The 26,031-nt window shown below is 58.0% G+C and carries 32 protein-coding genes and 1 tRNA gene; 17 read left to right on the forward strand and 16 right to left on the reverse strand.

The window, feature by feature from the left end:
- Nucleotides 1–31: 31 nt before the first annotated feature.
- From ureG to ACVWY8_RS00135, 5 genes are all read left to right on the forward strand, one after another.
- Nucleotides 32–694, forward strand: coding sequence for an urease accessory protein UreG (gene ureG, locus ACVWY8_RS00115; RefSeq protein WP_011432513.1), 663 nt, complete (start codon nt 32–34; stop codon nt 692–694).
- Nucleotides 691–1,494 carry an urease accessory protein UreD gene (locus ACVWY8_RS00120; RefSeq protein WP_457392646.1) on the forward strand — a complete coding sequence of 268 codons (804 nt, stop codon included), beginning with the start codon at nt 691–693 and terminating at the stop codon, nt 1,492–1,494. Before ureG ends, ACVWY8_RS00120 begins: the two co-directional genes overlap by 4 nt.
- 51 nt (nt 1,495–1,545) lie before the next feature.
- Nucleotides 1,546–3,060 (forward strand): hypothetical protein, encoded by a 1,515-nt coding sequence (locus tag ACVWY8_RS00125; RefSeq protein ID WP_457392645.1) that lies wholly within the window; start codon nt 1,546–1,548, stop codon nt 3,058–3,060.
- A 58-nt stretch (nt 3,061–3,118) separates the two neighbouring features.
- Nucleotides 3,119–3,198, forward strand: a tRNA-Leu gene (locus ACVWY8_RS00130).
- Between the two features lie 216 nt (nt 3,199–3,414).
- Nucleotides 3,415–4,026 (forward strand): Ycf51 family protein, encoded by a 612-nt coding sequence (locus ACVWY8_RS00135; RefSeq protein WP_414343408.1) that lies wholly within the window; start codon nt 3,415–3,417, stop codon nt 4,024–4,026.
- On the opposite strand, the gene ACVWY8_RS00140 is transcribed toward ACVWY8_RS00135, so the two are convergent.
- Nucleotides 3,954–4,871: an alpha/beta fold hydrolase gene (locus ACVWY8_RS00140; RefSeq protein WP_457392643.1), complete on the reverse strand. Its 918-nt coding sequence runs from the start codon at nt 4,869–4,871 to the stop codon at nt 3,954–3,956. The two genes, ACVWY8_RS00135 and ACVWY8_RS00140, sit on opposite strands and share 73 nt — an antisense overlap.
- Before the next feature lie 30 nt (nt 4,872–4,901).
- Nucleotides 4,902–5,567 (reverse strand): Crp/Fnr family transcriptional regulator, encoded by a 666-nt coding sequence (locus tag ACVWY8_RS00145; RefSeq protein WP_011432518.1) that lies wholly within the window; start codon nt 5,565–5,567, stop codon nt 4,902–4,904.
- Nucleotides 5,568–5,983: 416 nt separating this feature from the next.
- On the opposite strand from ACVWY8_RS00145, the gene surE reads away from it, so the two are divergent.
- Nucleotides 5,984–6,763 carry a 5'/3'-nucleotidase SurE gene (gene surE / locus ACVWY8_RS00150; RefSeq protein ID WP_414328916.1) on the forward strand — a complete coding sequence of 260 codons (780 nt, stop codon included), beginning with the start codon at nt 5,984–5,986 and terminating at the stop codon, nt 6,761–6,763.
- 22 nt (nt 6,764–6,785) lie between these two features.
- Here surE and ACVWY8_RS00155 read toward each other — a convergent pair whose 3' ends face one another.
- Genes ACVWY8_RS00155 through hisH form a run of 3 tightly spaced genes read right to left on the reverse strand, consistent with a single transcriptional unit; the run spans nt 6,786 to nt 8,128 of the window.
- Complete coding sequence (locus ACVWY8_RS00155; protein WP_414328915.1) at nt 6,786–6,995, reverse strand: pentapeptide repeat-containing protein; 210 nt, start codon at nt 6,993–6,995, stop codon at nt 6,786–6,788.
- On the reverse strand, nt 6,992–7,465 hold the full coding sequence (locus tag ACVWY8_RS00160; RefSeq protein WP_457392641.1) for an EVE domain-containing protein: 474 nt from the start codon (nt 7,463–7,465) through the stop codon (nt 6,992–6,994). The genes ACVWY8_RS00155 and ACVWY8_RS00160 overlap by 4 nt, the downstream gene beginning before the upstream one ends.
- Before the next feature lie 6 nt (nt 7,466–7,471).
- The gene (gene hisH, locus ACVWY8_RS00165) at nt 7,472–8,128 is read right to left on the reverse strand and encodes an imidazole glycerol phosphate synthase subunit HisH (protein WP_457392638.1); all 657 of its coding nucleotides are present in this window, start codon (nt 8,126–8,128) and stop codon (nt 7,472–7,474) included.
- A 68-nt stretch (nt 8,129–8,196) separates the two neighbouring features.
- On the opposite strand from hisH, the gene hemW reads away from it, so the two are divergent.
- Nucleotides 8,197–9,414: a radical SAM family heme chaperone HemW gene (hemW, locus tag ACVWY8_RS00170; protein WP_457392635.1), complete on the forward strand. Its 1,218-nt coding sequence runs from the start codon at nt 8,197–8,199 to the stop codon at nt 9,412–9,414.
- A 187-nt stretch (nt 9,415–9,601) separates the two neighbouring features.
- Here the strand turns inward: hemW and ACVWY8_RS00175 are convergent, their stop codons facing one another.
- On the reverse strand, nt 9,602–10,093 hold the full coding sequence (locus ACVWY8_RS00175; RefSeq protein WP_011432526.1) for a YajQ family cyclic di-GMP-binding protein: 492 nt from the start codon (nt 10,091–10,093) through the stop codon (nt 9,602–9,604).
- A gap of 117 nt (nt 10,094–10,210) precedes the next feature.
- Between ACVWY8_RS00175 and ACVWY8_RS00180 the strand changes: the two genes are divergently transcribed.
- Both ACVWY8_RS00180 and ACVWY8_RS00185 read left to right on the forward strand, forming a co-directional pair.
- Nucleotides 10,211–11,047: an SDR family oxidoreductase gene (locus ACVWY8_RS00180; protein ID WP_414328908.1), complete on the forward strand. Its 837-nt coding sequence runs from the start codon at nt 10,211–10,213 to the stop codon at nt 11,045–11,047.
- Between the two features lie 117 nt (nt 11,048–11,164).
- Nucleotides 11,165–11,530: an FHA domain-containing protein gene (locus tag ACVWY8_RS00185; protein WP_457392632.1), complete on the forward strand. Its 366-nt coding sequence runs from the start codon at nt 11,165–11,167 to the stop codon at nt 11,528–11,530.
- On the opposite strand, the gene ACVWY8_RS00190 is transcribed toward ACVWY8_RS00185, so the two are convergent.
- Nucleotides 11,517–12,785 carry a lipopolysaccharide biosynthesis protein gene (locus ACVWY8_RS00190; protein WP_457396697.1) on the reverse strand — a complete coding sequence of 423 codons (1,269 nt, stop codon included), beginning with the start codon at nt 12,783–12,785 and terminating at the stop codon, nt 11,517–11,519. The two genes, ACVWY8_RS00185 and ACVWY8_RS00190, sit on opposite strands and share 14 nt — an antisense overlap.
- Nucleotides 12,786–12,910: 125 nt before the next feature.
- Between ACVWY8_RS00190 and mrdA the strand changes: the two genes are divergently transcribed.
- The 5 genes from mrdA to ACVWY8_RS00215 all read left to right on the forward strand — a co-directional run bounded on the left by mrdA (nt 12,911) and on the right by ACVWY8_RS00215 (nt 18,451).
- Nucleotides 12,911–14,812: a penicillin-binding protein 2 gene (mrdA, locus tag ACVWY8_RS00195; protein ID WP_457392626.1), complete on the forward strand. Its 1,902-nt coding sequence runs from the start codon at nt 12,911–12,913 to the stop codon at nt 14,810–14,812.
- Between the two features lie 315 nt (nt 14,813–15,127).
- Complete coding sequence (locus tag ACVWY8_RS00200; RefSeq protein WP_414352206.1) at nt 15,128–15,433, forward strand: HU family DNA-binding protein; 306 nt, start codon at nt 15,128–15,130, stop codon at nt 15,431–15,433.
- Between the two features lie 35 nt (nt 15,434–15,468).
- A complete protein-coding gene (gene cobD / locus ACVWY8_RS00205) occupies nt 15,469–16,602 on the forward strand; it encodes a threonine-phosphate decarboxylase CobD (protein ID WP_457392623.1) in 1,134 nt (377 codons plus the stop codon).
- A gap of 25 nt (nt 16,603–16,627) precedes the next feature.
- A complete protein-coding gene (locus ACVWY8_RS00210) occupies nt 16,628–17,287 on the forward strand; it encodes a hypothetical protein (RefSeq protein ID WP_457392621.1) in 660 nt (219 codons plus the stop codon).
- A gap of 282 nt (nt 17,288–17,569) precedes the next feature.
- Nucleotides 17,570–18,451, forward strand: coding sequence for a hypothetical protein (locus ACVWY8_RS00215; RefSeq protein ID WP_414424117.1), 882 nt, complete (start codon nt 17,570–17,572; stop codon nt 18,449–18,451).
- Nucleotides 18,452–18,905: 454 nt separating this feature from the next.
- Here ACVWY8_RS00215 and ACVWY8_RS00220 read toward each other — a convergent pair whose 3' ends face one another.
- Nucleotides 18,906–19,709, reverse strand: coding sequence for a PIN domain-containing protein (locus ACVWY8_RS00220; protein WP_414343432.1), 804 nt, complete (start codon nt 19,707–19,709; stop codon nt 18,906–18,908).
- A gap of 26 nt (nt 19,710–19,735) precedes the next feature.
- Nucleotides 19,736–20,398, reverse strand: a complete 663-nt coding sequence (gene purN / locus ACVWY8_RS00225) for a phosphoribosylglycinamide formyltransferase (RefSeq protein WP_457392618.1) — start codon at nt 20,396–20,398, stop codon at nt 19,736–19,738.
- Between the two features lie 401 nt (nt 20,399–20,799).
- On the opposite strand from purN, the gene ACVWY8_RS00230 reads away from it, so the two are divergent.
- The 3 genes from ACVWY8_RS00230 (at nt 20,800) to ACVWY8_RS00240 (ending at nt 22,486) form a co-directional block, all read left to right on the forward strand.
- Nucleotides 20,800–21,252, forward strand: coding sequence for a hypothetical protein (locus ACVWY8_RS00230; protein ID WP_457396699.1), 453 nt, complete (start codon nt 20,800–20,802; stop codon nt 21,250–21,252).
- 17 nt (nt 21,253–21,269) lie between these two features.
- Nucleotides 21,270–21,848 carry a leucyl/phenylalanyl-tRNA--protein transferase gene (gene aat / locus ACVWY8_RS00235; protein WP_457392612.1) on the forward strand — a complete coding sequence of 193 codons (579 nt, stop codon included), beginning with the start codon at nt 21,270–21,272 and terminating at the stop codon, nt 21,846–21,848.
- 137 nt (nt 21,849–21,985) lie between these two features.
- Nucleotides 21,986–22,486, forward strand: a complete 501-nt coding sequence (locus tag ACVWY8_RS00240; RefSeq protein WP_011432541.1) for a low molecular weight protein-tyrosine-phosphatase — start codon at nt 21,986–21,988, stop codon at nt 22,484–22,486.
- Nucleotides 22,487–22,845: 359 nt separating this feature from the next.
- Here the strand turns inward: ACVWY8_RS00240 and ACVWY8_RS00245 are convergent, their stop codons facing one another.
- From ACVWY8_RS00245 to ACVWY8_RS00275, 7 genes are all read right to left on the reverse strand, one after another.
- Nucleotides 22,846–23,118: a hypothetical protein gene (locus ACVWY8_RS00245; protein ID WP_414347213.1), complete on the reverse strand. Its 273-nt coding sequence runs from the start codon at nt 23,116–23,118 to the stop codon at nt 22,846–22,848.
- Between the two features lie 47 nt (nt 23,119–23,165).
- Nucleotides 23,166–23,417 carry a HepT-like ribonuclease domain-containing protein gene (locus tag ACVWY8_RS00250; RefSeq protein WP_457392609.1) on the reverse strand — a complete coding sequence of 84 codons (252 nt, stop codon included), beginning with the start codon at nt 23,415–23,417 and terminating at the stop codon, nt 23,166–23,168.
- Nucleotides 23,353–23,505, reverse strand: a complete 153-nt coding sequence (locus ACVWY8_RS00255; protein ID WP_457392606.1) for a HepT-like ribonuclease domain-containing protein — start codon at nt 23,503–23,505, stop codon at nt 23,353–23,355. The genes ACVWY8_RS00250 and ACVWY8_RS00255 overlap by 65 nt, the downstream gene beginning before the upstream one ends.
- Complete coding sequence (locus tag ACVWY8_RS00260) at nt 23,495–23,785, reverse strand: nucleotidyltransferase family protein (protein WP_414329506.1); 291 nt, start codon at nt 23,783–23,785, stop codon at nt 23,495–23,497. Before ACVWY8_RS00260 ends, ACVWY8_RS00255 begins: the two co-directional genes overlap by 11 nt.
- A gap of 203 nt (nt 23,786–23,988) precedes the next feature.
- The gene (locus ACVWY8_RS00265; RefSeq protein WP_414329508.1) at nt 23,989–24,324 is read right to left on the reverse strand and encodes a putative toxin-antitoxin system toxin component, PIN family; all 336 of its coding nucleotides are present in this window, start codon (nt 24,322–24,324) and stop codon (nt 23,989–23,991) included.
- Nucleotides 24,314–24,538 (reverse strand): hypothetical protein, encoded by a 225-nt coding sequence (locus tag ACVWY8_RS00270; RefSeq protein ID WP_414329510.1) that lies wholly within the window; start codon nt 24,536–24,538, stop codon nt 24,314–24,316. The genes ACVWY8_RS00265 and ACVWY8_RS00270 overlap by 11 nt, the downstream gene beginning before the upstream one ends.
- A 136-nt stretch (nt 24,539–24,674) precedes the next feature.
- Complete coding sequence (locus ACVWY8_RS00275) at nt 24,675–25,874, reverse strand: alpha/beta hydrolase family protein (RefSeq protein WP_457392603.1); 1,200 nt, start codon at nt 25,872–25,874, stop codon at nt 24,675–24,677.
- Nucleotides 25,875–26,031 lie beyond the last annotated feature (157 nt).

A 26,031-nucleotide genomic window follows, 5' to 3' on the forward strand; every position in this document is an offset into this window, starting at 1 on the left:
TAGAATGCCCAAAAAGAGGAGCAGGTATCCGATGTCGGGCAAAGTTGCGCAAACTTCCCAGCCGGTACGGGTTGGCATTGGCGGCCCGGTGGGATCTGGAAAAACCGCTTTGGTGGAAAAGCTCTGCTTGGCGCTGCGGGACCACCTGTCTTTGGCGGTGGTGACCAACGATATCTATACCCGCGAGGATGCCGAGTTTTTGGTGCGGGCCAAGGCCCTGGAGGCAGAGCGGATCATTGGCGTAGAGACCGGCGGCTGCCCCCACACCGCCATTCGGGAAGATGCCTCCCTCAACCTAGACGCCATTCAGGAGCTGGAGCGCCGCTTTTGCCCCCTGGATCTCATCTTGGTGGAATCGGGGGGGGACAACTTGGCAGCTACCTTCAGCCCGGAGCTGGTGGACGCCTGCATTTACGTCATCGACGTGGCCGAAGGGGACAAGATCCCGCGCAAAGGCGGGCCGGGGATCACCCGCTCCGACCTGCTGGTGATCAACAAGATCGATCTGGCTCCCTATGTGGGAGCAGACTTGGGGGTGATGGAACGGGATGCCCGTCGCATGCGGGGAGATAGGCCCTTTGTCTTTACCAACCTGCGCACGGGTGAGGGGCTGGAGCAGGTTCTCAGTTGGCTGGAGCGGGAGGTGCTGTTTCGCCCCATCAAGGCCGACCCCCCCTCGGTGAGCCGCCTGTGAACTTCGGTAAGGCCATCTTGAAGGCAACCCGCCGAGGCGACCATACCCACATTTGGGAGTATTCTCAGGCTCCCTTGCAATGGCTGGGATCCCCTGGGGAGCCACCTGTGTACTACCTGCGCAACCCCAACGGCGGCCTGCTGGGTGGGGATCGCCACCGGATCGAGATCGGGCTGGGGCCAGGCTCGGCGCTGGAAATTCGCACCCAAGGGGCAATGCGGCTACATCCCGGCTTGATTCGGCAACAGGTCAAGGTCAAGCTGGCCCCCACCAGCCAGTTGATCTGGATCCCTCACCCGACCATTCCGGGGGCAGGGGCAGACTTTCGCCAGCAGGTGCAAATTGAGCTGGAGCCCACAGCCCGCCTGGCCTATGCCGAGATCTGGACTGCCGGACGGCTGGCCATGGACGAACGCTGGCAGTTTGAACATCTTGCCAACTGCTTGCAAGTTTGGGTCACTGCTGGGATCCCATGCTCCCCCGAGGGGAGAAAACTCTGGCTGCAGGAACACATAGACCTGCACTTTCCCCATCGGCAGGTCTCTGCCGCGTCAGTGCTGGGATCCCATCTCTGTTGGGGATCCCTGTACTTGCTGGGGGATTGGCCGGAACCCACTTGGCTGACCGTTCACATCAGCGGAACGGAGTCCCCATACTGGCTGGTCAAGTCTCCGGATCCCATCTGTAAGGGTTGGATTCTGCGCCAGGTGGGGCCACAGGCAGAGGCCATTTGGCGGCATTTTGGCCAGGTTGCACTACAGCTTGCTCAAGCCAAGGGTGGCTCACCCCAGGGGTGGTAGACTAAGGCTGACTCAAACCAACTGGTTGACCCAAGGCTGGGACGGAGTCCTTTGAACGCTGCTCAACGGATTCTCAGACGCTCTGTCCTCAGGGGGCGAAGTCGCTGGCTGCTCCTCTACGAGAAGGGGATGGCCCTGCTGGCCCTGAGCAACCTGTGCTTGGTGCTCTTCGACATGAGCTATGTGCCTGGGCGAGATTTTTGGCTCCAGGGTCGGGTGCAAATTTTTGGCGCCTTTGGTCCTCCCATTCCGCTGCCGATTCTCTCCGAAGAAACCAGCCGTTCCCCGGTGACCGACCTATACGATCCCATCAAAGGTATCGAGCCCAACCCCGAAACCCAGCGCTACTTGGCCTTGGTGGATGAGCTGCGCCAGGTTACCCTGCGGTTTGGCGTGGAGTCGGAAGCGGCAGCACCAATCCTGGCCCGCTTGCGGGAGCTCAGCGACGAGATGATCGAGACCAATCCCTTTCAGGGCGCCAACAAAACTGGCCAGTTTGTGCGTATCCTCAATTTGATGCGGGAGCACATCCCAGAAGCCGACTCTGCCAGAGCCGCCTTTGCCCGCTTTTGGACTGCTGAGTACTTGGCCAGCGCCGATCCCGCAGATGGAATTGAATTTTTCCAGACCCGGCTGCGCCCCCTCTTTGAGACCAACTATTTCCGCCCCATTGGTGAGAGCGGTAACCCTGTTGACTTTTTCCCGGTGCTGGATTTTCCCTTCGTGCTTCTGTTTGGGCTGGAATTTTTGCTGCGCACGGTGGCCATCAGCCGCCGCTACACCGGCGTCAATTGGCTGGATGCCATGCTCTGGCGTTGGTACGATGTGCTGTTGCTGCTGCCCTTTTGGCGCTGGCTGCGGGTGATCCCCGTCACCATCCGGCTGGGACAAGCACAGTTGCTGGATCTGGAGCGGGTACGCGCCCAGGTGAGCCAGGGCTTTGTTACCAACTTCGCCGAGGATCTGACGGAAGTCATTGTCGTGCGGGTGATCAACCAAATCCAGGTATCCATTCAGCGGGGATCCCTGCCCCTGCTGCCGGCAGCGCGTACCCAGCGCGACTACATTGATATCAACAACACCAACGAGCTGGAGGCGATTGCCAACCTGGTTTTTCGCATTGTTCTCTACCGCGTTTTGCCCCAGGTGCAACCGGAATTGCAACAACTGCTCCGCTACAACCTGGATGGCCTGCTCAAGCAGTTGCCTGCCATGCAAACTCTAGAACAGCTTCCCGGCCTGGGATCCCTGCCTGGCCAACTGACGGAGCGCCTGGCCAACGAGCTGACCACCACCACCTACAAAACCCTGACGGGCAGTTTCGAGGATCCCGTCGGCTCCAAGCTGGCAGCGCAACTGATGCAGCGGTTTGGTGAAGTCTTGGCACGAGAACTCACCCAGGAGCACGCTTTGGAGGAAATTCGCTCTCTCCTGCAAGACTTGCTGGAAGAGATCAAAATTAACTACGTCGAGCGGCTATCCCACGAGGATCTGGAGGAGGTGATGGAGCAAACCCGCCAGCTTCGGCAAAAGGCCCAGCAACTGGAGAAAGACCGCCGCAACTAGGGTTGGGAGGATTGGTTGACGAGGTTTCGCCAGTTCAGTAGGATAATGTTTCCAGGTCGGGCGAGTGGCGAAACTGGTAGACGCACCGCACTCAAAATGCGGCGGGAAACCGTGTCGGTTCGAATCCGACCTTGCCCATGATTTTTAGTCTGCTGTGACGAGCTGTAAGGCTCGCTGCTTTCTGGGTTTGGTAGGTTGATCCGTCTTGCCTCTTCTCACAGGGGTTTGGTGATAGAACCAGCCAAGCCCTTCTGGAGCAGGGTGCCAGCGGGACGGAGTCCTTAGATAGGGCAGCCAGAATCGGGCTCATCCTGCATCCTAGAGATGAAGCTCTAGCCGCTAAACTGGGGAATCATGGATGCAACTTTGGAATCTTTCTTTGCCTCTGCCACCCAAATTGGGCTAGGTCTAGCAGGCTTGCTGGCTGTGCTCACCCTGCTGGCCTGGATCCGCAATTGGCCCTTGAAGTTTGCGCTGGTGGGCTACACGGCGTTTGCGCTGGTTTTAACAGCGGGATGTTTTGCCCTCAGCTTGGGGCCGATCTTTCGCTCCCGCATTCCCGGTGCTGCCCCCTACACCACCGTCTATGACCAAGGGGCGGATCGAGCGGTTATTGCTGTCAGCCCGGATATCACCCCAGAGCAACTGATCCTCACCCTGAAGCAGGCGGCCAGCGATTTGGGATCCCCGGGCCGCTTCTCCACCGGTTCGCCGGTGTTCACCTTGCGGGCCCGCACCGTCATCCATCCCGAGCCGGGAGTTTCCGAGCCGTTGCTCTTGGGCACGCTGCAACAGCCGTTGGGAAAGCGCCTGCGCACCCCAGAAGAACAACAGCAGCAGCAGATCCATCTAGAGGAAGAGGCCTTTGCCCGGCTGCGGAAGTTGGCCCAGGGTCAGGCTTCTGCCGCCTTGTCTGCAGAGGGAGCGGAAGAGCCAACCACCGGGATCCCACTTGCCCAGTCTTGAGCGCTGAGCCAGCGGCGCAGATCCTGTCCCACCCGGTCGGGGATCTCCCAGGGAAAGAGATGAGCCACGTTGGGATAGACAATGCAGGTGCAGTGGGGCAGGGCGCGGGCTGTGGCCAGGCTGCTGTTGGCGGTGATGTGGCGATCCCGCTCGCCGGCCATAAGCAGTACCGGGATGCGAATTCGGTGCAGATCTCCCTCGCGGTTGTAGCCCCGTTGCAAAGCGGCGCGCAGAGCTTGGCGAGCCTGGGGGGAGGTGTGCAGATAGGCGGGCAAGGCCATGTGCGCCAAATACCGATAGGCCGTTGGGGTCTGTTGCTGCATCAGGTAGCGGTAAAGGGAGCGACGGCCAAAGGTCTCGATGTTCCATTCCCAGCCGGGCCAAAGCCAGTTGAGCAGCGAGGCAATGCCGGTGTTGACCTGATCCCAAAAATCGGTGGGGGGATGGTTGCTGCGGGGGCAGGCGGCACTGGCCACCAAAACCAAGCCTTTTACCCGCTGCGGCAGCCGCAAAGCCAACTCCAGGGCCAGGATCCCGCCCAAAGACCAGCCCAGAACCAGACACGCCTGCCAGCCCAGGCGATCCAGCAGCCGCTCCAAGTCCTCTAGGTGATCCTGCATCTCAAAGGGATCCACCACCTGCGAACGTCCATAGCCGCGCAGATCTGGCGCCACACAGGGGTGCATTCCCGCCACTGCCTCTGCAAATACCGCCATGCAGTCGGCATTGCCCGGATGGCCGTGGAGCATCAAGATTGGGAGGGAGGGGATCCCTTTTCCCCAAGTACGGTAGTGGAGCTGCAGGCCCATCGCGTCAGCAGTGCAGTTCCCGACTGCTGTAGGCATAACACTCTGGATAGCATCTAGACAGCAGGGTTAGGCGCTGGCCGCCTTCTTCGGAGTGGGCTGGAGCTTTACCCCGTTGGGAATGCAAATTAAGTTTTGATCCAGCACCTGCACAAACCCTTTCGAACGCAGGGATCCCAGAAGACGAGTCACCGTCACGCGGGTGGCCCCAATGGCATCCCCAATCTGGGCATGGGTAAGGGGCCAGGGGAGATACATCCCTTGTTCACAGGGCTGTCCATACTCTTCGATCAACAGGCTCAAGAAGCCCTTGAGGCGATCGATGGCGCGCCGTTGGCCCAGATTTCCCAACCACAGCAGCTTCCGTTGCAGTTGCTGGCGGAAGTTTTCCTGAATCTTCTGGTGCAGATAGGGCCACTGCTCCAGATCCTGCCAGTAAAACCACATCACCGTGGTGCGATCGGCGTGGGTGCAGGCTTTCAACTCAAAGCGCTCTGGGTTGCTCAGCTCAAAAGGAAATCCAGCCGTGATGAACCCAACAAAGACCTCCCGCCGCTCTGGAGTTTGGCTGACCAGGCGCACCACTCCCTCTTGGGTGATGTACACCAATCCCGGACGAGTGGGAATGCGCACGTCTTTGGGAAAGGTGCGACAGCGGTAGTGCTCCTCGGCCCACTGGCAAAGCTCACGCCATTCCTGAGCCTCTGTTGCCGATGTGATGGAAACAAGTGACATGAGATCAACTTCCTGTCGCTCGAGCGACCTGATGGGTTTTACAGACTTTCCAGCTTTACCCGGCTGTAGGCTATGCAACGCTTCCGCGTTCGCGCCGGCGGTGCGGAGCACCTACACGTCAACGGGACGGAGTCTTAGGAAGATGGGGATGGAGAAACAGCAAGATACACACAAGAAGGCAAATACAAAGAGGAAGGAAACCGCAGGGTTTACTTTACCTTAGCTTCATAATGGCACTTGACCTCATAGGGTGACATTGTGTTCCTACTGATATTGTTCAAAAGGCTACGTCCAATAATAACCCCAAGAAGCCGTAAATTTTCAGATTCTGCCGCTGAACTCGGCTACCTGGGGGATCAGCGCAGATCATTGGGTCAGACTGGTGTATGTCTAAGGGCGGGTGTGGGGTGGCTGGGATGAATATTCTCATCAGCAACGACGATGGCATCCAGGCGGCAGGGGTGCGGTGTTTGGCGGCAGCGCTGGCCCAGCTGGGGGGGCACCAGGTAACGGTGGTCTGTCCGGATCGGGAGCGCTCGGCCACCGGCCACGCCCTGACGTTGCACAAGCCGCTGCGGGTGGATCCGGTGCGGGAGGGATTTCCTCCAGAAGTGCAGGCCTGGGCCTGTTCGGGCACCCCTTCCGACTGTGTCAAGTTAGGTCTGGACGGGCTATTGGATCGTCCTCCCGATTGGGTGATTTCCGGCATCAATCAGGGAGCCAATCTGGGCACGGATGTGCTCTACTCCGGCACCGTCTCGGCGGCAATGGAAGGGCTATTGGAAGGGATCCCTAGCCTGGCAGTAAGCTTGGCCAGTTTTACCCATCAGGATTTTCAACCAGCGGCCCAGGTGGTGCTGAAGCTACTGGAGAAACTGAGCCTGAAACCCCTGGGGGAGCCGATGCTGTTGAACATCAACGTGCCCCCCCTAGCGCTGGCTGAAATACGCGGCATGGTCTTGGCCCGCCTGGCCTGGCGCAAGTACACAGATCTCTACGAGAAACGGGTGGATCCGCGCGGCAAGGCCTACTACTGGCTAGCTGGAGAGGTGGTGGAAGAGGAGGTGGATCCCTGTTCGGACGTGCGGGCGGTTGCTGAGGGCTATGTGTCGATTACGCCCCTGCAGCCGGATCTAACGGCCTACGCGGCCTTCGATAGCCTACAGCGCTGGGGCCTCTCAGCCTTTGGCTCATGAATTTTAAGCCGGTGAGCTGGGGTCAGCGCCGAACAATGTCATCCCCTCCAAATTTTGGGTCGAACTCGGCGGGAAAGCGGGTGTTGGCACTGTAGATTGCCCCTTCCAGAAAAGCGCTCTTTAGGTTGTCCATCGACAGATTGGCCCCTCGCAAATCCGCCCCCGTTAGATCCGCCCCACTTAGGTCGGCGCCACGCAAATTGGCCCCACTCAGGTTGGCCTCGCCCATCATAGAGGAGACTGCGTAGAAACTCCCGTCAGCGCCAGCAATCGTTTCGCCACCCCTTCGGCAACCGGCATGACCGACAGTCGCGTGCCCCGTCGTACTACTTCCAGCTCCTCTGGGGTGAAGGTGTCTCGCAATTCAGCCAAAGGGATCAATCGCCCAAAGGCTGAGACAAACCGCACTCGCACCGTATGCCAGCGGGGATCCTCGCGGGTAGATTTGGGATCATAGTAGGGGCTGGCAGGGTCGAATTGGCTGGGATCCACCACGTGGGTTTCCAGGATCTCCATCAAACCGGCAATTCCGGGTGGCTCGGCATTGGAATGGTAGAAAAAGGCGCGATCCCCAGGCTGCATTGCCTTCAGATAGTTGCGGGCTTGGTAGTTGCGCACGCCATCCCAGAGGGTTGGGCCTTCCCGCTGCAGATCCCAGATGCTGTAAACGCTGGGCTCAGATTTCATCAGCCAGTAGTTCATGGGGCACTAAGCTCTGGGAGCAGATAAAAGGGAGCAACGGGCAGCAAACTCGACAAAGTTTTGCAACATCTGCAAGCCAACAGGGCCCGACTTTTCGGGGTGAAATTGGGTAGCAAACAAGGTGCCGCGGGCAATAGCGGCTACACAGGTTTGGCTGCCGTGTTGGGTGGTAGCAGCCACCCAGCTTGGGTCATTGGGCACTGCGTGGTAGGAGTGGACAAAGTAAACCCAGCTTTGATCCGGGATCCCTGCCCAAAGAGGCGATTGGGGTTGGGTAAGGTGCAACTGGTTCCAGCCCATGTGGGGGATACGCAAGCCCGGCTCCGGTCGAAAGCGCTGCACCCGTCCGGGCACGATGCCCAGCCCCGGTTCCACCCCCTCTTCGCTGCTCTCAAACAAAACCTGCAAACCAATGCAAATGCCCAAGAAGGGCTGCTGCCGCTGCACCGCCTCCCGGATGGGATCCACAAAGCCTCGCTCTCGCAACTGCTGCATGGCCGGATCAAAAGCCCCATCTCCCGGCAGGATGATCCCGTCGAAACGCTCCAGCCCGACCGGCTCTGTTACCAGATGCACCTCTGCCCCGGCACGCTCCAAGCCTTTGCAAGCCGAATGCAAGTTTCCGGCATCATAGTCGATTACCGCCAGGCGCACAGCTCCCATGGGATTCCTCCTCGTGAGGAGTTTCGGAGTCTATCAGTATAGTGGTTCTAACCCGTTTGAGCTGACTCATGGCTGTGGCAACGGCTTTGCACAATCCCACTCCGACCGATACTGCTCTGCAATGCTGCCGCGACCAGGTTGATTGGCCTGAGGCGGCTTACCTGCACATCCCTTTTTGTCGGCAACGCTGCCACTACTGTGATTTTGCCACCGGCCTGGGCACCCGCAAGTTGATGGAAACCTACGTGCAGATGCTCTGCCGGGAGATCGGCGGCGCCTACCGCTACCGCCATCTGGCCGGGGATCCCAGACCGTTGACCAGCATTTTTTTCGGGGGTGGCACCCCTTCTCTGCTGACGGTGGAGCAACTGGGGCGGATCTTGACTCAATTGAGGGAGAGGATCCCGTTTCATCCCGACTGCGAGATTTCTCTGGAGGCCAACCCCGGCACCCTGACGCGGGAGCAGTTGGCGGGCTACCGGGAGCTGGGGGTCAACCGCATCAGCCTAGGGGTACAGGCATTTCAGCCAGAGCTGCTGGCCGCTTGTGGTCGCCTGCATGGAGTGGAGGAAGTTTACGAAGCCGTGGCCGACTTGCAGGCGGCGGGCTTTGAGAATTTCAACCTGGATTTGATCTTTGGGCTGCCCTACCAGACTTTGGAACACTGGCAGCAGTCTCTACGAGCTGTTCTTGAGATTAACCCCACCCATGTCTCCGTCTATGATCTGACGATTGAACCGGGAACCCGCTTTGGTCGGATGTACCGACCGGGAGCAGCACCTTTGCCCAGCGAGGAAACCACAGTTGCCATGTACCTAATGGCGCGGGAGCTGCTCACCGAAGCGGGCTACATCCACTACGAAATCTCCAATTTTGCCCGCCCCGGCTACGCCTGTCGCCACAACCGAGTGTACTGGGAAAATCGCCCTTACTTTGGCTTTGGCATGGGATCCGTCGGCTACGAGGGGGGACGGCGCATTCAGCAGCCCAAAACCCTTTACCACTACTTCGAGCAGGTGAAAGTCGGAGTCCACCCTCTCCCTCCTGAAGCATCCCCAGAGGAAGTTTGGATGGATACTTTGATGTTGGGGTTGCGTCTAAAGGAAGGTCTGGATTTGGGCCATTTACAGGAGCGTTTTGGCCACCCAAAGGTCGAGCAAGCTTTGGAGAGGCTGGATCCCTATTTTGAGAAGGGATGGGCCAGTTGTGAGGCAGGCCGGCTACAGCTGATTCCGCCCGATGGCTGGCTATTTTCCAATGAGATTCTCAGAGACTTGCTGGCTTGATTCCGACGGTTACTTTCACAAGATTTCTCACCAGAGCCCCCTATCCCAATTGGCCGAAAACTCAAGCTTTGAGGAGCGTAGGCCATCACCATTTCCAGCAGCCATTAAACCCAACATTTCACAGATCCTGAGATCTCTAATCTTGCAAGAGGGGTTGAGGGGAAAGATACGGAAGCCCAGAGGATCCCTATCGATAGTTGACAAATTGCAGCGCCACTGGGTAGTCCTGCTGCCTAAGCATTTGAATGACCGCCTGTAGCTCGTCTTTATCCTTGCCGGAAACGCGCACCAGATCCCCTTGAATGGCAGGCTGCACTTTCTTAAAGTTGTCGCGGATTTGCTTGGCAATCTGTTTGGCCAGCGTGGCATCAATGCCCTTTTTCAGGTGAACCACCTGGCGCACTCGGTTGCCACCGGCGCTCTCCGGCGGTTGAAAGTCGAAGATCTTCAGGGATAGACCCCGCTTGGCCGCTTTGGTAAGAAGCAGATCCCGAATGGAGTTGAGGGCCATGTCGTTGGCGGTGGTGATGGTCAGGGATCCCTCCTCCAGCTCAATTTCCGTCTGAGTATCCTTGAGGTCGTAGCGCTGTTTGATCTCCCGTCGGGCTTGATCCACAGCGTTCACCAGTTCCTGCCGATCGAAATCACTGACGATATCAAATGAGTAGGTAGAGGCCATAAACCTTATCTTCGCTATCGTTCAGTATCTTAAGCCCTCAGCCAAGCAGGGATCCCTAACTCTCGGAGAAGCTACAACAGGTAGAGGGATCCCAGTCCAGATTTGCGGAGAAGCAGGATGGCCGATGTTGTTTTAATTACAGGCGCCTCTGAAGGCATCGGCAGAGCTACTGCCTTTGCCTTTGCCCGTGGGGGTTACCGATTGGCGCTGGCTGCCCGCACTGCCGAAACCCTGAAGCAAACTGCCATCGACCTAGAGCAAAGCCTCAACGCCGAGGTCTTGGCCGTTCCCACCGATGTCACGCAGCCAGAACAGGTGCAAAACCTGGTGGAGAGAACTCTGGAACGCTATGGCCGCATCGATTGCCTGATCAACAACGCCGGCATCTGCATGAGTGGCCCTTTTTTGCAAACTACCCTGGAACACTGGCAGGCTTTGATGGCGGTCAACTTTTGGGGCTACCTCCACACCATCCGAGCCGTGCTCCCCGACATGTTGAAGCGCAAAAAAGGCCAGATCATCAACGTGGGATCCATTGGCGGCAAAATGCCCCTGCCCCAGATGAGCGCCTATTGTGCCAGCAAGTACGCGGTCAGTGGGCTGACAGAAGCGCTGCGTCTGGAACTGCAACCCCAAGGGATCCAGGTAATTGGCGTCCATCCGGGCATCGTCAGCAGCAATTTCCTCAAGCGAGCCATTTTTCTGGATGAGGTGGGGCCAGAGTCCTCTCCCGATGGCCACTCCCAAACCTCAGGTGGCAAAGCCCGCGAGCAAATGCAACAGGCGCTGGAGAGTTTCTGGGCCAGCCAGCCGGAAGAAGTTGCCGAAGCCATTTGGGACGCCGCTCGCCAGTCCAAGTCAGAGGTGGTGGTGGGCATGGCCCAATGGGCGGTAGGAGCTTACACCCTCTTCCCCGGATGGGTCGGCTCACTGCTCCAGAATGTTCCTCGCTAGGTCAGGTTCTTGGGTGCTGGATAATAAGCGGTTTTGCAGACCCAGCGATAGCAGGAAGAGGGCTAAACTTGTGTATAGTTTGAGGTACCGTTAAACACTGGTATTGGCAGCGGAAGTATGGTTGAATCTGCGCCTTCTCCTTCCGGTACCCACCAGCACATCTTGATCGTGGAAGACCGAGATGGCCGCCGTACCCAGGTGCTGGGATCCGCCAAATACTTCATCGGTCGGGACTTGGCGAACGACATCTGTCTCAACTCTCAGTATGCCTCCCGCTACCACGCCATGCTGCTGCGGATTCCCGCCGAGCGAGAGGGAGAATATTGCTACCGCATTTTGGATGGGGATTTGGAGGGTCGGCCCAGCACCAATGGCTTGTTGATCAACGGCCAGAAATTGACCACCCACCAGCTCAAGTCGGGGGATGTGATCACCTTTGGCCCCGATGCCAAAGCCACCTACAAAATTGTTAAGGCTCCCTAGGCCCAGATCTCTGCAGAGCGTGTAATCGCCCCCCAATCAACAGCAGCAAAGCCAGCACCAAGGCCATCTCCGACAGCAAGGTCGCTAGGGCCGCCCCCTGCCAACCCCACCTTGGGATCCAAGCCCCGTTCAACAGCCCATTCAGCCCCAGAGCCATCAGTTGCAGACGGCTGCGGGGCTTTTGCAACCCTGCCCCGGTGAGCAGGTGAGACAGCAAAAGGTGGATCCCTTCCAGCAAAATGACCGGGCTGAGCCAGCGCAGGATGAGGGCCGTTTCCCGGTAAGCCGATCCCAGCACCCAAGGGATTCCGTAGGATCCCAGGGCCAGCCCCAGAGCAGCCAAACTGCCGTAGCCCACCACCCAAGGGAAAAGCTGCCAGGCGTAGCGCCAGCCTTGCGGAAGGCCCTTCTGCCCTTGGCGGCACAGCTCGGCAAAATGGCTGGTGAGCAGGGCGATCATCGGCGTTTGCGAGAAGTTGATCACCCGATAGGCAGCGCTGTAAAGACCCCCCGCCGCTGCTGAGGCCAAACGGGGCAAGAGCAGCTTATCCAAATCGGTGAAGGTTTTCACCGCGGCCAGCCCCACCGCAAAGTCCCAGCCCGCTATCAGCCGTTCCCGCAGATCTCGCCAGCTCAGGGCCAAGGGGGGAGAAGGCTCGCTCCACCGCCCCATCCCCCTCGCGATCAGCAGCAGCACGACCAACACCATCAGGCCGTACAGAACAGCCCATTGCACCAGGGATCCCCAGCCTAAGGCCACCGCCAACAACACTGCCCCCAATCGCCCCAGCGCCATGCCCGTGTCGATGAGGGCTACCCCAGCAGCCTGCTCTCTCCCGATCAGGATCCCCCTGTACACCTCTGGCACCGCGATGAACAGCAGATCGCTCAAAAGCAATACCCCCACCACCGCTGCCGGCGTCCCGGCCAGCCAAACGCTCAAGAGGGGCCACAACACCAGCGCCATCCCCCCACAGCCCAATCCCGCCAACCATAAGCTGGGGCCAACCCCCTGGGTGCAAGTCGGGGATCCCTGCCGGCTGAGGCGCTGGATCAGCAGTTCCGATTGGCCCAAATAGCCAAACGGGGCGGCCAGGTTGCTGCAGGCCAAGATGGCGGAGAAAACCCCGAAGGCTTCCGGCCCCAACAGACGGGCCAACAGGATGAAATAGGCCCCGGACAACCCCAGGCGCAGGCCATTGCCCACCATCAGCCAGGCAGCCTGGCGCAGCCGTTGTTGTTCTGCTCTATCCACGCTGCCACTCCTGGACGAGGCTTGCCGCAGCCAGGGATACTGGATGGATGCTGAGACTGCCTGCTCGAGAGCGGGCATCTCCTCTCGATTTTGGGTGTATCGGTTGCAATTCTTCTGGCAATTTCATGGCCAAACTCTACCCCGTCAGCAACGCCGCGCGAAGCCCCCACACCTTGGCAGGACGGGATCCGCAAGCCCTGTTCTCCCCCCATTCCAGGCCGCCTGCCCCTCGCCGGGTACTTCCCCCACCCCTGCCGGACGGCGGTAGTCCTCGTTGGCTGGGATCCGCATCGGCCAAAACGGTGGGGCAGGGCTATCGGGCCGTTGTCTTGCTCTTGCTGACCAGTCTGCTGCTGTTTGGAGGGCTGGGATCCCGTCTGGCCTACCTGCAGCTAGCGCGCACCCAGTATTACCGCCAGCTGGCCGATACCAACCGCATTCGCCTGTTGCCCCAGCCGCCAGAACGCGGACGCATTGTGGATCGCAACGGCGTATTGCTGGCGGGCAGCCAATTGTCCCACTCGGTCTTCCTCTGGCCTCTGGTGCAGTCGCGGCAGCGCTGGCAGGAGATGATCCCCAAGTTGGCAGACTACTTGAACATCGCCCCTGAGGAGATCGCCCAAAAGCTAGAACAGGCTGGATATCGTTCCCCTTTTCCCGTGCGCATCCTGCGCAACGCCAGCCCCCAGGTGGTCATTCAACTGGAGGAGATGAGCCGCGAGCTGCCGGGGGTGATGGTGGAGGCGGAGACGGTGCGGTTTTATCCCCACGGCGACTTGGCCGCTCATCTGCTGGGCTATACCGGCGAGATCCCCCTAGAGCAACTGCGGGCCGACCCTAGCTATCGCCTGGGGGATATCGTTGGCCTGATGGGAGTGGAGGAATTGTTCGAGAACCATCTGCGCGGCCAATGGGGCGGGCGACAGGTGGAGGTGGACGCTATGGGGGAAGTGCTGCGGGTGCTGGGAGAACAAGCGCCCCAACCGGGCAACACCCTGCAGCTCACTTTGGATGTGCGCCTGCAGCAGGCGGCAGAGCGGGCGCTGGGCCAACGCAAAGGAGCGGTGATCGCCATGGATCCCAGCGATGGCTCGATCCTGGCCATGGCCAGCTATCCCACCTTTGATCCCAACCTCTTTTCCAGCCGCATCACCCAAGCCCAGTGGGAGAGCCTGCAGCAGCAGGATTTTCCCTTCCTCAACCGCGGCCTGCGGCCCTATCCCCCCGCCAGCACCTACAAAATCATCACCACTGCTGCCGGGATTGAGTCGGGAGCCTTCCCCCCGAATACGGTGCTGCAGACCGGCCCCTACATCCAGGTGGGAGGGTGGCGCTTTTGGGACTGGAACCGGGCCGGCTTCGGGCGGCTGAACTACCGGCAGGCGATGGCCTACAGCAGCGACACCTTTTTCTACCAAATCGCCCTCGGCACCAAGGCTGCCCCTTTGCAAGAATGGTCGCGCCGCTTTGGGTTGGGACAACTGACCGGGATTGGCCTCAAAGGGGAAGCCGCGGGTCTGGTGCCGGATGCTGAGTGGAAGCAGCGCCACTGGCGCGAGCCCTGGTATGTGGGCGACACGGTCAACATGTCCATCGGCCAGGGATTTATTACCGCTACGCCGCTGCAAATGGCGGTGGTAACGGCGGCAGTGGCCAATGGGGGCTGGCGGGTGCGCCCCTTGCTCTCGCACCAGGTGATCCCGGAAAGCCCTGTGCCGCTGCGCCAAAAGGTAGGTCTTTCCCCTGCCACCCTGGAGATCCTGCAGCAGGGGCTGCGAGATGTCGTGGTTTACGGCACTGGCGGCAACGCCAACCTGGGGCCAGGATTTCCCCCAACGGCTGGTAAAACCGGCACCGCAGAGGATCCGCCGCGGCGATCCCACGCTTGGTATGTTGGCTATGCTCCCTACGACCGGCCCGAATTGGTGGTCGTGGTCTTTCTGGAAAACAGCGGCGGTGGGGGTGGATCACGGGCCGCTCCCATCTTTCGAGAGGTGATGCGGGCCTACTTCCGACCCGAGTCGTGAGCCCTAGCTTTCTGTCGGATCCGAGCCAACTGGGTATATGCAGTCTCTTGTCTCCCAGAAAATTGCGTTAAGATCCCCTAAAACCCCTTGCCCAGCAGGCTTCTGCCCTAACTTAGCTGTAGAATATGTCAGTGATTTGGAGCTCAACTGCCACAATCCTGCCATTCGCGCCAGTGGCGCCTTGGCGCATTGCAGGGCAAGCCCCGCTCCCACACACTGAGAACACTCTGGGCCGTGGCCGCTCTGCAACGCCTGAGCGAATCCGCGATCCAGGGAACGCTCTAACTTTATTGCCTAACTCAAAAGGAGATCAGGATGAACAAGGCAGAACTTGTTGATGCCGTCGCTCATCGCGCCAATGTAACCAAAAAAGAAGCGGAGGCTGTCATTTCCGCCGCACTGGAGATCATTGTCGAAGAGGTCGCATCCCGCGATGAAAACGGTGAACCCAAGGGGAAGGTGACCCTGGTGGGCTTCGGCTCCTTTGAGGCTCGCAAGCGCAAAGAGCGGGAAGGTCGCAACCCGAAAACCAACCAAAAAATGGTGATCCCAGAGAGCATCGTCCCCACTTTTAGGGTGGGCAAGTCATTCCGCGAAGCAGTAGCAGGGGGGAAATCTTAATTTCGCCGGGTTGGGACTCGGCTGCTGGGTAGGGCGTGGAGCAGCCTCGACATGGTGGCAATTGGGCTTGGGGAGCAGCAATCGCTGGCTGCTCTCCCCAGGAGATTCTGGATTTTTCGGCCAGCTTGAATCCGCTGGGCCCACCGGAATCGGTCTTGCAAGCTCTGACTCAGGCGCTGTCTGCAGCAGACCCGGTTGTAATCAGCCGCTACCCGGATCCCGACTATCGGGACTTGCGCATCTGTTTGGCCAACCATTGGGCCGTCGATCCTGAGTGGATCTTTGTGGGCAATGGGGCAGCGGAGTTGCTCACCTGGGCAGCCCGGGATGCGCAAGGGCGGGAGGTATGGCTGCCCCAGCCTGCTTTTGGGGATTATGCGCGGGCTCTGCGGGCAGCAGGGGTAACCATCAAGCCGCTGCCTTTTTTCCCCGGCCAGGGATCCGCCGGTTTTACCCTTCTGCAGGAACCCCTTCCGGTGGCAGGCAAGGGAAACCGGGTGCTCTGGCTAAACAACCCCCACAACCCGACGGGCTGGCTGATCCCGCAGCAAGATATCCTGCCTCTCCTGCCCCAGTTCGACCGGGTGGTGGTGGACGAGGCTTTTATGGACTTTTTGCCGGGGGAGCCCACCCTGAGCTTAAACTCCAGCTCGTCGGCAATGCCCCGCAGCCAAACTTTGATCCCCTACCTGGCGGCTCATCCCAACACCATCGTCATCCGTTCCCTCACCAAGTTCTTCACACTGCCCGGCTTGCGCATTGGCTTTGCGGTGGGGCACCCGGATCACTGGCAGCGCTGGCGACAGTGGCGGGATCCCTGGAGCGTCAACGGATTGGCGGGAGTGGCAGTGGCGGCAGCTTTGGCCGATGAGGACTTCCGCCGGCGCACCTTGGCCTGGCTACCCGTGGCCCGAGAGCATTTGTTCAGGGGTTTGCAAGCACTGCCCGGCTGGGATCCCTGGCCTGGTCAAGCCAATTTTGTGTTGGTGCGCTGCCCTGGCTCTGCCACGCAAATTCAGCGGGCGCTGCTGCAGCGGCACCGGATTCTGGTGCGGGATTGCCTGAGTTTTCCCGAGCTGGGAGATCGCTACCTGCGCATTGGCCTGCGCACCCTGCCGGAGCAGGAGCAGTTGTTATCCGCCTGCCGGGAGATCCTGGAGAATAGCTAGGGATTTTTCTGCGGGAGAAATTCTCATGCCCGAAGCTACCGCCTTTTGGCCGGAATGCAACGCCCCTATCGTGCGGGGGGTGGCCCATTACAGCGATCTGGAGTTGCTGCGGGCCTTTCAACGGCAGCCGGAGGTGGCGCGCTACTTCATCGGCCTGTTTTGCCGCTACTGCAAGTGGGTGGACGGGATCCTTGCCGAACATCTGCCGCCCGAGCAGTGGGCTGCCTATCGAGAGCAGGTTTGGTTGCGGCTTTACCCGCGCCTACAGCGCCTAGATGTCCACAGCCTTGTGGAAGAAGCGGCTGGCGAAGGGGATCCTGTGCTGCGACCCTGGCTGGCGGAGCAAACCCGTGAGCTGATCCAATCCTTGGATGGGATCCCCACCCACCCTCAAGCTTCTTGCAGTCTCGACTCCACCAGAGGCGGGGCGAAGTCCTCTCTTTCACCGGCACTGGCCTGTTATTTGACTGCTGGTTTGGATACCCTGCCGGGAGATCTGCGCTTCATTCTGCTGCTGCGGGATCGCTTTGGCTGGTCACCGGTTCGCATTGCCGACCAACTCAAGGCTGACGGATACTACCTTGCTCCAGAAGATGTGGATGCCATCGTTGCCTCTGCCCGTCAGATCTTGCTTCAGAACCTACCGACAGATGTGCGTGCCCTCTATCTGGAGGCAAAGCCCTAGAAGACTGCCATAGCCCTGTGGCATGGTGGTTTATGGCAAGGTATGGGGCGCTGGCAATCCTTGTTCCCAAGGTGGGTTCTCCTGTTAGGCTGTTTCCGGCTGTAACAGTGGATCGGCATTGTTTGCTCTCCGACTTTACATCAAGTTGAGTGTGGGCTGTCTATGAGTCCTTCTCCGCTTCCCCCAGACCCTACCCAACCCCTGTCTCCGGCACAGCAGTCCCATTCACATCCAGTTCCTCAACTTGCTCTTCAGGAGGCGCTGAGCCATCTGCATTTGGATGTGCTGAAAGAACTGGAGCGATTCCGCCTCTGGCAGCGTTTGCAGCGCATGGACTCTGTCCCGCCCCCACGAGCAGGTCAGCTTGGGAATACCAGCTCTGTACAGCGCCCTTCACCTGTACTCATTCAAGAGGTGGTGGAAGACTTGGAAGAGGAAGAGATGCCGCGGCCCTCCGGGGCCTTTTCGCCCCTCTGGGTCTTGCTGCTGTGGGTGCTTTCCTGCGCGGGGATTGGCTTTGGGGTGCGCTGGCTGATCTGGCCGGAAGAACTGTCCCTGCCCCAAAGTGCTGCCAGCAGGGCGGAAGAAGGGATCCCTGCCCAGCTGGATTTGGCCCAGTTGCCCCTGATCCCACTGGAACCGGTGGAAGGGCAGGTGGGAGAGGAGTTCTATTCCGGTGGCTTGGATCCGGATCGGCTGGCGCTGGGCTTGACGGCCACCCCGGACTTGAAGGACGTACAGGTGGATCCTCTTCAAGGCGTTCCTAACCTGCTGGACAGCCTGCAGACCGACTTGGCCTTGGCTTCCAAGGAACCCTCTCCCCCCAGCTTGCAAACGGTGGAGCAGTTGGCAGCCAGCCTGGAGCGCCCGTCCCAACCTTCATCGCCTACTTCTGCGGGATCCCAGAACGTGGTGCCCCTAAGCGACAACAGCGTAGACTCTCTGGGGCCGAACCGCGGCGAGGGAACCTTCTTGGTGCTCACTACCTACTCGGGAGATGAGAGCTTGGCACGTGCTCGAGAAGTTTCTGATGGGGCCTTTGTCAAAGATGTGAATGGCCAGAAGTTTGTGCAGTTGGCAGCATTTAAGCAACTGGAGTATGCCCGCTATCATGCGGAAACCCTGAAAAATAAGGGCTTTAACGTTACGATTGCTGAGCAGTAACTTTGGCCATCCCGTCACTGCTGACCTGCGCCAAAACCCAATTCATCCTGGTTGGCAGCAAACTTTGTATTTCAGGGATCCCATCTTGGGAGAAGAGCTGGAGTCGATCCCATTGTAGTCATTTCAAGTTAGGTTAAGACGCTTCCCAACTGCTCAGCGGTGCCGCCCAAGCCTTCCACGCCGCTTCCGCGACCACCCCTAGGCAATGCGACGGAACAGTTTCATTCCTCATTACGGTCGTTTCATTCTAACTAGGACACTGCACTCACACCTAAAACAACACTAAAACAAACGTTAAATGCACAGGGCCAGAGGGCTTTTCAAGGACTCCGTCCCGCTGGCGCGATCAGCAGCCCAGGAGTCTCACCCTAACCTGAAATAACTGAAACGACTATAAAATGACTGCGGCCGGCTGAAGACCGGAAAGGGTCTTAAGTTGGTTCGGAATAACTGGCTATAGATCCCGAATCCAAGGGATCCGAGAGAGAGGTAGCCGCTGCCAGATCCCTTCACTTCCTTCTGGATCGAGCAGGCGCCAGGCCAGCAACCCGGTTGCCGAGAGGAAAACCAGGGCCAGCAACAACGCAAGGGCATTCTGTAGGCTTTTCAAAAAGGGCCAGAGGCGGGCTGTACTCGGCCCCACCTGAGCAGCTCCAGACCGCTGCCGCGCCTGGGCGGGGGGGTTCCCGGAAGCTGGAGAGGAACTCAAGGGACGGGCAGGTGGAGCGAGGGTAGAGGACGTCAACTGGGCGGCAGGAATGGGTGGCCCTGGTAACCGATTCAAAGCCATAACCACAGCCTGAGGGCGCTGCTGCTGACGCATCCACCGGTTCAGCTCTGCCAGAGAGATGGCACAGAGGTTGTTGAGACCCAGACCCTGAATTCGCCCCACCAAAGGCCGGTCGTTGCTGACCAAAACCACCAGCGTTCCCGGCTGCTGCTGGGCCAGGGCATAGGCGCATTCGGCAATCGCTTCTTCCAAACGTACCCTCATGGACTGATCGCCGGCACCAGCACCACCCACCAGGGCACGGGCTTCTGAGACGGCAAACCCTAGACTGGGCCAGTGGCGCAAAAACTCGCGGGCTGTCGATTCTTCTTGGGGATCAATAGCCTGCCGGGTCAGGCGTTCCAACTCGGCCATCACTGCCTGTGGCAGCACACACACCCCAAACCGTGCCCACTCCTGCCATAGAGCCAGACGACCGGCCAGGATCACCGGGCTATCGAAGACGAGGAGAGGCGGGATCTCGGCCATGGGATGCGCCAGCGTTGGACTTAACCTCAATTGTGCAGCTTCCCCGAAGACTTGGGTAGCAGGGATCCCTCTGCCAGGCAGAGGCGGATGGCCAGTGGGTAGAGGCGGTGCTCCTGGGCCTGGATGCGCCGGTAAAGGGATTCCACGGTATCTTCGGGCAGAACCGGCACGGCTGCTTGGGCCACGATGGGGCCACTGTCCATTTCCAGGGTGACCCGATGGACAGTGCAGCCGGCGATTTTCACACCGCACTTCAGGGCTTGTTCAACGGCACGCAGGCCCTTGAAGCTGGGCAGCAGGCTAGGATGCAGGTTCAGGACGCGATCCGGGTAGGCGGACAACAACACCTGGGTAACCAGGCGCATCCACCCGGCCATGATCACCCATTCCACGTGATGCTGCCAGAGCACTTGGAGGATAGCTGCATCCAGGTCTTCGCGACAGGGGTAGTCTCGGTGGTCGAGCAAGACGCAAGGGATCCCTCGCTTTTGGGCCCGCTGCCGCACGTAGGCTTTGGGGTTGTTGGTGATGACCACAGCAATCTGGGCCTGCAGTTCCCCAGCCTCAATGGCTTGGGCAATAGCTTCGAAATTGCTGCCATTGCCGGAAGCCAAAATGCCGAGGATCCCCGGTTGAGAGGGCGCTGGGATCCCGTCGGGATCCGGCCAGAGTAAGCTGGGCGAGTTCATGAGCGCTTGGTGGGAAAGTCTGCAGCCCCGCTATTTTAAACCCAGACAGCCTCCCCTCTGGTTCTGGCCGGGTTCAGCTTGAGAGGGATCCAAAAACTTGACCGTCGCCGGCTTTGACAGGCGCACCCGCGCCATCGAGCGCTGCACGGATCAAGCCCAAGAGGAGCTGCGGGAGATGCCTCAAGAAATGCGGAAAATGCAGCAGGAGATCCGCGATCTCTCAAGCTCCTCCAAAAATAGGCCAAGTCGATCAAGTCGATCCCAGCAGTTGAGGCCGGATCTTATGGACTCCGTCCCACTGTGGCGAGCGGCCACCTGATCTAGAGTGGGAAAGCATGGGCAGTGGGTGTGAGAGCATGGCTCCTTTGCAACGACGACGCCGGCGGTTTTGGATCTGGAGCATGGTAGTCATCCTGTCCGGGTTTATGGGATCCCTGCTGGCGGGATCAGCGCAGAACCTGAGAGCACAAGCCCAGCAGGGCCTGACTCAAGCCCAACTGGAGCAAGCTCAATATGTGCGCAGTTGTGGCAGTTGCCATGTGGCGTTGCCCGCCCAAGTGTTGCCCACTGAAACCTGGCGACGGCTGCTGCAGGATCCCAACCACTATGGCCAGCAGATCCAGCCCCTGAGCGGCGTGGCTTTACAACTGGCCTGGGGCTATTTGCGGCCCAACTCCCGGCCCCTGCGACAAGGGGAACAGGTGCCCTATCGCTTGGCAGATTCCCGCTATTTCCGCGCTTTGCATCTGCAAGTGGAGTTTCCCACTCCTGTGCGGGTGAGCGGCTGTGTGGATTGCCACCCCAGGGCTAATGGGGGAGACTTTGCCAGTCTCTCTCCAGAATGGCAATCTTGAGGAGCGCAACTGAGGCGATGCAGGTGGATCTGGCCACCATTCTGGCAGGCTATGCCCAAGGCTACTTTCTGATGGCCGACGAAGAGACGGGATCCCTGGCCTGGTACGGCACCGACCGGCACGCGGTGATCCCCCTCGATGAGCGATTCCACTGCCCCCGTTCATTGCGGCCCTTGGTGCGCAGCGGTCGCTTTCAGGTGCGGCTGAACTGCGCTTTTGAGCAGGTGGTAGAGGGCTGTGCCGCTCGTCCCCAAACCTGGATCAGCCCTGAGCTGAAGCAGATTTACGCAGCTCTGCACCGGTCTGGCTTTGCCCACAGCTTTGAAACCTGGCAGGGAGAGACCTTGGCAGGCGGGATCCTGGGTATTGCCCTTGGAGCGGCGTTTATCGGCGAGTCGATGTTCTACCGCATCCCCAACGGCTCGAAGGTGGCCTTGGTGAAGTTGGTGGAGCACTTACGGGAGCGGGGCTTTCGCCTATTCGACGCTCAGTTGATGAACCCGCACCTGGCCCGTTTTGGTGCCTTTCTCATGGAGGGACAAGAATACCTGAAGCTGCTGCAGCAATGCCTGGGGATCCCTTGTCGGTTCAATTAAATCTGCAATGTTACGATAGCCGCCGACAAAACATTGCAGCGGCTCTTGGTGGAAAATAGAAAGGGAATCCGTCCCGTTGTTGCAGGCGGATACATCCTGTGGTGGGCCCACACATGGGATCCGATGGGGAGGTTGCCATGAGCCAAAAGCTTCTGTTTGTCTGTCTGGGTAACATCTGTCGCTCTCCCACTGCTGAGGGCATCACCAATCACCTTTTGCGCAGCAGCGGCCATAAGGAAGCAATTATCTGCGACTCAGCAGGTACGGCAGCCTATCACATCGGCAGCCCCCCAGATAGGCGCATGCAACAAGCAGCCCGATGCTATGGCCTAGAGCTACAAGGCAAGGCCCGCCAGATTCGACCTGCCGACCTGCGCGAGTTTGACCTGATCCTGGCTATGGATCGACAAAATTACCGCGACATTCTCAGCTTGGATCCCCAGGGAAAATATGCCGAGAAAGTGCGCCTGATGTGCAGCTATTGCCGCTCTCATTCTGACGAAGAAGTTCCGGATCCCTACTACGGGGGTGAGGCTGGATTCCATTACGTGATCGAGCTGCTCTGGGATGCCTGTAGCGGCTTGCTGGAATCCCTGGTTCCCGGGATCCAATGCCCACCGTTGCCCCCCCGTGCTTGAGAGCTTGTGTGTTTATTTTATTTATAGTCAATTCAAATGGCGATGAGACGGTAGCCAGTACAATAGCTCCGTTCGCGATAGTCATTCCGAATAAGTCTGGGACATTTGCCCTGCCTTCGATCTCTAACCGGCCAACACAAACATACCCCTTATCTGTCTCCCAAAGCAGACTAGGGGAACCTGGGATCCCCAAGTTGCTTTCCTGCAGTCTGAAACAACCATATATCCTGGCCCAGAGGGATCCTCATCTAACTTAATTGCCTCTATTTCCGATGCTGCTCCGGCAATTTGTCGGATTCATCCTCATCAGCGTTTTGTGCAGATTGGGATCCATATAACTCCAGACACCGCGCCTTTGCTTAGGTACGGGCTGAGAAGGGAACTTCCGGCTCCTCCGAGCCAACGATGTACGGGTCGTCTCCAAACGAAGTGTATTCGCTGTAGAGCTCGTCAGCAGTCATGCTGGGCCGCAAAGCCTCAATCAAAAACTCGTCGACGATACGCTTACAAGCGGCAATTGCGGCTTCGAGGGTCTCAAACTTTCCGTACTCGTACTCTTTATATTTCTCCACATAGTGGAAGTTGTCGGCAACCACCACAGTAAATGGGCGCGCTGGATCGGAGCCGGGCATGAGGTGAGGTCTAATGCTGCTGTTACTTCCGACATTATACATTTCTCTTAAGGGTTTATCAATTGTCGAAGAGAGGTTTCTAATAAAATAAGATCTTCTTGAATCGTTTGCCAGATGATGGACAAACTCACTTGAAAATACTCATGGATCACAATATTCCGCATTCCCCGCATTTCGTCCCATGGAATTTCAGGATGCGAAGCCTCCACCTCTGGTGGAATGCCGCGAACTGCTTCACCAATTAATTGCAAGATTATACAAAACTGCCCCAACTGTCTTTCGATCGACTTGAAATTCATCGAACGTGATGTCTTTTATAAACTCTCGGATCTCTTCAATCGCAGCTAGCACGTCTCTTACTCTGTTCTGCCAATCTCTAGAAGGCACGAACCACCTCCCGGAGAACGGATTCTTGCAGATAGGGCTTGAGGGAGTCAGGCGTACCTAGATCAACCGGACTCTCTAAAATTTCCTCTAGATATCGTTTCAAGCGTACAAAAGTGAACAATCCAACTGGACGGTCAAACTCTACTAGCAGATCGATATCACTGTCTGTTTGCGCTTCATCCCTTGCTACTGAACCAAAGAGCATTAGAGACTTTACGCCAAAGTCCTTCAGAGTGTTCTGGTGATTTGCCAGTAATGTAAGGACTTCCTGTTTTTGCATTACCCAACCTGCAATGAAAAGAAAAGTCCATTAGGAATTATAGCTCACCTATTTCCTCTCAATTACGACTCAAACAAAGATTCATAACGCTTTGCAGGTCGCAGGCACAGTTGAGCCGAGGCACACCTTGCAGAGGACAGGGATCCCTGGGTTCCCGCAATGAGGGCATTTGAGCTTGCTCATCATCTTGTCTCTGGGTACATCTAACGGCACGCACATCTTGCCTTGCCATTAACAGCCAGTTCAAGAAACTTGTCGTCTTTGGGATCACGACACGTCGCCACGCGCTCTACAATCTCCACCAAGACGCCATCTCTAACAAAAGTGCTCAAGAACTCCATCCGTTCTTCCTCGGTTATATACCTTTCAAATCCTTTGCGCCGCAGGACATCGCTCAATTCTTCAACGGTCACACGTGAGATAAGCAATTTGCCTCTCTGTGTTGCCCTGTCAAAGACTTGACGAGTGACAGAACATCTCAACAGGAGCGCACTGATAACAACATTGGTATCAAAAACAAAGCATGGTTCATTCGACATTCAGCAGAGATTCCAGTATCTCAGGAGTTAAGCCACGCTCCTGTGCTTTTTGGCTGATTTCATCTATGACAACCTGAAGGGGACGCGGTGGTACGATGAGGTCGCGTAGCCAAAGGTTAAGTAACAACTGAAACTTTCTTTGCAGGTCAGCAGGAATTTGACTGTAAAGTCTCGCTGTATCTGCATCCAGAGGAATGGTAATCACTGTGTTCATCTTTCCAACTCCTCGATGTTGGATATTATTACACTTGAGATTAAGTCGCGCTGGCTAACGGCTTGCGCTTCACCTGCGCCGCGAAGCGCAGCGGAGCGGCGTCAGGCGCAAGCGCAGGTTGGGCGGCACTTTGACGCTACATTAGAACCTCATCTAACCAATCAAACAGCGTTTGATTAGAAAGACTCAAGTTGTTCACCTGGCAATGGGCGTCGGCACCTTCTTCGGGGGTGAATACGCGGATAGCTTTTTGCCCTCGCAGTCGGTCGTAACACTCGTGCGTTTGCCGAATACACTCTACTGGATCAGCAGTACCAACCATGCATAGCAGGGCACACTCGATATTCTCCACCTCAACGCGTGCCTCGCTGACTTTCATCATATATTCAGTAATTCGGTCAACGCCCGCCGACCAGAGAAGTTTGCTCAATGCAAGCCGCGCCACGGGATTTCGGCGGGTAAGAATTCCCAGCACCATCTCCTTGACTGTATTTGGGGCTTTCTGGAAGGCACCCCATTCCGACTGCAAAACGCGCGGAAGATCAATGATCGGCGGATTAGCAATACATGCCTTGATTCGCTTCTCGAAAGCGGCGGCTCTTGTGACCGCATAGCCGCCGCCGCTAATCCCGTAAATCGCCAGGCGCTTACCGTCTACTTCGGGCAACTCTAATGCAAAGTCTACAATCTGTCTTGCAACTACTTCGGTGTCTAGACGAACGGTCATTCCATCCAGGATTGCCTGACCTTGTCCTGGCCCCTCAAACATCAAGACATTATAACCGCGCCGAATGCCAGCTAAGCCACCGAAGAAATACATATCTTCGGCCACACCTTCGCCGCCGCTGACTGCCAGCAAGGTCGGGCGCTTCGTGCCCGACATAGCGGGTCGCATAAAGTAACCCGTGAGCGTCTTGCCCTCAAAGGGTATCTGAAGCGGGGTGATGGGTGGATTGGACAACTCGGCCACCTTGCGAAAACACTCCCTCATCCTTTGCCAGGTTGCAGGCAAATCGGGGTCTTGAGGAGGTTGACAAACGGAGGCGAAGCGGTAGTAGGTCATCGCGCGCAGGTAGGTTTCATGGGCACTCACTAGGTGACCCTTGGTCTGCACAACCGCAGCCACTTGTTCCAGGTGAGCGGCCATCGTTTTCCATGCTCTTACCCAGCTTGCCAGATCACTCTCGTTGATTTGTGATGCAATACGCAAGCATTCTCCAAGTTCAGCCCCTTGATAGGTCGAGAAGCCCATTGCCCATACCAGGTAGAAATCAAGGTCTTGACTCTTGAAAAAGACGCGTTGCTGGTGTCTTTGGAATACTTTTTCTTGTCCCATATTACCCCTCCACTATGGCATTCCTGTCGCCCAACGGTGAAGTTGTGTGGCGGCAGATAACCTTGAATACCCACCAATAACCTCTGTTCCGTCCGCACCAACGCAGTGTTAGATGCCTGACAACCTGACAACTTTAACAAACTTTACCTGACGACCC

This window comes from Thermostichus sp. OS-CIW-32, assembly GCF_054060415.1.